Below are 4,178 nucleotides of genomic sequence, written 5' to 3'. Positions count from 1 at the left end.
CCATCAGCGGCACCACTTGCCGGCAACAGTAAAACACCCCGTTCAGATTGATCTCGATGACCCGGCGCCAATCCTCCAGCGGAAAGTCCACCACCGGCACGCTCGCTCCGGTAATTCCGGCACTGTTCACCAAGATATCCACCCGGCCCAGCGCCGCCCCGCTCGATAGCGCCGCTTCGGCCACTGCAGTGGCGTCCGACACGTCCAGCGCCACGACATGGCTGGCACCAATTTCGGCCTGGGCCTCGCGCAACATCTCCTTGTTGCGGTCCCAAAGTGCGACCCGGCCGCCCTCGGCCACAATCCGCAGGGCCGTCGCCCGGCCCAGCCCCGAAGCGCCTCCGGTGATGATGGCCGTGCGTCCGGCAAAACGCTCTGCATCCATGGTCAGCTCAGCTCCTGTGCTGGAGGGAAAGCAAAAACGCGCTGCTGCTGCTCGCCCAGTTTTTCGATCCCCAAGCGCATGGTATCGCCGGGCTTCAGATACAGCGGCGGCTTCATCCCCAGTCCCACACCAGGCGGCGTGCCGGTGGTGATGATGTCACCTGGCATCAGCGTCATGAAGCGGCTGACATAACTGACGATCTTGGCCACAGCGAAGATCATCGTGCGGGTATTGCCGGTCTGCCGGCGCACGCCGTTGACATCGAGCCACATGTTCAAAGACTGGGGATCGCCCACCTCGTCGGCTGTCACCAGCCATGGCCCCACTGGCCCAAACGTGTCGCAGCCCTTGCCCTTATCCCAGGTGCCGCCGCGCTCCAGTTGATATTCCCGCTCGCTCAGATCATTGACCGTGCAATAGCCCGCCACATGGGCCAGCGCGTCGACAAGCGCGACATGGCTGGCGCGACTGCCGATCACGACACCAAGCTCCACCTCCCAATCAGATTTCACCGATCCTGGCGGCAACACCACGTCGTCATCCGGCCCTTGGATGCAGCTCGTCGCCTTCATGAAGATCACCGGCTCTTCCGGTGCGGCCATGCCCGATTCCGCCGCATGATCTGAATAGTTCAGCCCGATGGCGATGAACTTAGGCACCACCGCCACCGGCGGTCCATAGCGCACCGGCTCCGTCACCACCGGCAACCCCGCCAGATCAAGCGCCGCCAACCTCGCCAGCCCGGCGGGAGAGAGCACCTCAGGCCCGATATCCGTGACCACACCGGACAGATCCCGGATCTGCCCTTCACCCTCAAATATCCCCGGCCGCTCCTTGCCAACCGGCCCAAAACGCACCAGCTTCATCGCCGCGTCTCGTCACCGCATTGATAACGAATGCCCATGCCGCCCTCCCCCGTTGGTCCTGAAACCACTTGTTACTGTCCCGATAAATGAGATAGGTGTTTATATTATGGATAGATTGAAATCAACCCCGTCCGAAACGAAGCCCGCAGAAGTGTCTGAAAAGACCGCTTCAGCCAAGGCAGCCGCCGCTGGCAGCCAGACCCTGTTGCGCGGTCTCGATCTGCTGGAAGCGGTTGTGGTCAGTCCGGCTTCGCTATCGGACTTGTCAAAGCAGCTCGCCATAAACCGAAGCACCGTCCACCGCCTCGCTTCAGCCTTGGTCGATCGCGGCTACATGAAGCTGGTGAGCGGGGAGGGCTATATGCTCGGCGCCAAGCTTCTCGAGCTCGGCCATGCCGCCCGCCGGCAGATCAGTCTGCCGCGCGTCGCCCGGCCATTCCTCGAAACCCTGTGTGAAACCACCGGCGACGCCGTACATCTGGGTGTCCTATACGACGACATGGCGCTCTATCTTGACAAGCTCTCAGGCGCCCGCCGCATCGAGATCGGCTCCCGCGTCGGTGAGCGCCATCCGCTGTGCTCCACAGGCCTAGGCAAGTCCCTGCTGCTCGATCAAAGCGAAATGGAATGGCTCGAGCGCTTCCAGAAGGAGCGTGGCCCTTGCCTGCCCGATGATCCCGGCTTCGTCGACTGGCGGAACGAGATGCGGGGCTATTCCGCCGGCGGCTATTCGTTTGATCTAGAGGAAAATGAAGACCGGGTCCGCTGCATCGGTGCTCCCATACGCGATGAAACAGGGGCCATCGTCGCTGCCATCAGTGTCTCCAGCGTCGCCCAATATATGAGCGAGGCGCGCATGACCCAACTCATGGAAACTGTCATCGGCACAGCCAATGCGATCAGCCGTGAGCTTGGCTGGCCAGGTCAGCGCAAACAATGATCATCGCTTCCGCCAGCGATTTCCGTGCCGCAGCGAAGCAGCGCCTGCCCCGATTTCTGTTCGATTACATCGACGGCGCCGCCTATGCCGAAGTCACCAGCCGCCGCAATGTCGATGATCTTGCTGCGATCGCGCTTCGCCAGCGCGTCCTTACCGATGTTTCGCAGATTGATACCAGCGCCACGCTGTTCGGCCAGTCCTGCCGCATGCCGGTGGCCCTTGGCCCCGTCGGGCTGAGCGGCATGTATGCGCGCCGTGGCGAAGTGCAGGCCATGCGCGCCGCCACCGCTGCCGGCATCCCACTATGTCTCTCCACCGTCTCTGTCTGCAGCCTGGAAGAAGTTGCAGCCAGCTCAGTCGTTCCACCATGGTTTCAGCTCTATGTTATCCGGGATCGTGGCTTCATGATTGAACTTCTAGCGCGCGCCCGTGCGCTTCAATGCTGCGCTCTGGTGTTCACGGTCGATATGCCCGTCCCCGGCGCACGCTACCGCGATCCGCATTCGGGTCTCTCGGGCCCCAATGCCCCGCTGCGCCGGTTCGCCCAAGCCCTCATGCACCCGCGCTGGGCCATGGATGTTGGCCTGCTCGGCCGCCCGCACTCTCTCGGTAACATCTCTTCAGTTTTAGGCGCCAAAAGCGGCCTCAACGATTTCATCGGCTGGCTCTCGAAGAATTTTGACCCCTCCGTCACATGGAAAGAACTTGGCTGGATCCGCGAACATTGGGACGGCAAGCTCATCATCAAAGGCATCCTCGATCCCGATGACGCTGCCGAAGCCATAGCGCTCGGCGCAGACGGGCTCATCGTATCTAACCATGGCGGCCGCCAACTCGACGGCGTCGTCTCCTCCGCGCGAGCGCTCCCCGATATCGCAGCGCGCTGCAAAGATCGCATGACAATCCTTGCCGATGGCGGCATCCGCTCCGGGCTCGATGTCGTCCGAATGCTCGCGCTTGGTGCGCATGGTGTCATGCTCGGCCGTGCGTGGGCCTATGCGCTCGGCGCGCGCGGCGGGGCCGGCGTTTCCCAACTCCTGTCCATTATCGAAGCTGAAATGCGTGTCGCCATGGCGCTCACTGGCTGCACTACCATCGATGCCGTCGGCCCCCACATTATTGACCGCCACGGCTCTGTCCAAAAATAGGATTGACATTTCACATAATGGGATGTCATCTCATAAAAATAATTGGCATCTTGGGGAGTGATGATGATGGGATACCGGGTCTGGGTTGCCTTGGCGGCAACGACCATGCTTGCGACCGGCGGCGCGGTTCATGCGCAGTCGTCGGCAGAAACGCCTGCCACGCCAACATCCTATACCACCACTCCAGACGGCAAACCCTGTAACGGGGTGCTCGATACTGCGCGCCAGTGCATCGCGCGCGACCTGACAAAGAACACGCTTGAACGGCCCTATCGTCCGGCAGGCCATTCCGACGGCCGATTGGCCGGGCCCAACAGTGGCTTTGGCCGGCGCGACCGGCGGCTTGTCTACAGCACGACACCGGGCGGCCATGCCGGCGGCCAATATCCTGGCAGCACCAACGGCATCGGCATCATCGTGCTCGATGCCGAGAAGAATTATTCCTTCGTCAAGCGGATCCCGACTTGGGATGTGCCGGCGAGTATTACACCCGAGGAAGTGGCCGGCGTATCGGCGAGCCCGGCAACCAACATGATCTATCTTTCGACGCGCGGGCGGTTGGCTGCCTTTGATCTGGCGACCGACAAGAAGGTTTGGGAGAACACCTATACGCCCGGCACCTGCTGCGAGCGCGGACAGGTGACGCCGGACGGGCTGACTTTGATTGTCGGCTCGGACCTGAAGGATTTTTGGATGGTTATCGATGCCAAGACCGGCATGTTGAAGGGTAAGATCGAAGCCCCAGCCAGCATGTTCGCGCACAATATGGCGCTGAGTGCGGACGGCAAGACGGTGTTCATGGCGCCAAATGGCAACACGATCACCGTGGGCGATGTGGA

General features: G+C 61.8%; 5 protein-coding genes. 3 read left to right on the top strand and 2 right to left on the bottom strand.

Features of this window, described 5'->3' with window-relative positions; all coding sequences use genetic code 11:
* Positions 1–391 (bottom strand): SDR family NAD(P)-dependent oxidoreductase (locus Q7O19_RS13135; protein WP_303810941.1); only part of this gene is annotated, 391 nt, incomplete at its 3' end.
* Complete coding sequence (locus tag Q7O19_RS13130) at positions 388–1,251, bottom strand: fumarylacetoacetate hydrolase family protein (RefSeq protein WP_303810940.1); 864 nt, start codon at positions 1,249–1,251, stop codon at positions 388–390. The genes Q7O19_RS13135 and Q7O19_RS13130, both read right to left, overlap by 4 nt.
* Positions 1,252–1,402: 151 nt before the next feature.
* Here Q7O19_RS13130 and Q7O19_RS13125 point away from each other — a divergent pair, with 151 nt between their 5' ends.
* From Q7O19_RS13125 to Q7O19_RS13115, 3 genes are all read left to right on the top strand, one after another.
* Positions 1,403–2,191 (top strand): IclR family transcriptional regulator, encoded by a 789-nt coding sequence (locus Q7O19_RS13125; protein ID WP_303810939.1) that lies wholly within the window; start codon positions 1,403–1,405, stop codon positions 2,189–2,191.
* Positions 2,188–3,339, top strand: a complete 1,152-nt coding sequence (gene lldD, locus Q7O19_RS13120; RefSeq protein ID WP_303810938.1) for an FMN-dependent L-lactate dehydrogenase LldD — start codon at positions 2,188–2,190, stop codon at positions 3,337–3,339. Before Q7O19_RS13125 ends, lldD begins: the two co-directional genes overlap by 4 nt.
* A gap of 105 nt (positions 3,340–3,444) precedes the next feature.
* On the top strand, positions 3,445–4,178 hold a 734-nt coding region (locus Q7O19_RS13115), incomplete at its 3' end, for a YncE family protein (RefSeq protein ID WP_303810937.1).

The organism is Sandarakinorhabdus limnophila DSM 17366, from assembly GCF_945882885.1.
GTDB classification, from domain to species: domain Bacteria; phylum Pseudomonadota; class Alphaproteobacteria; order Sphingomonadales; family Sphingomonadaceae; genus Sandarakinorhabdus; species Sandarakinorhabdus limnophila_A.
The sequence above is the reverse complement of the archived record's forward strand: the minus strand, read 5'-3'. Positions and strand labels throughout refer to the sequence as shown.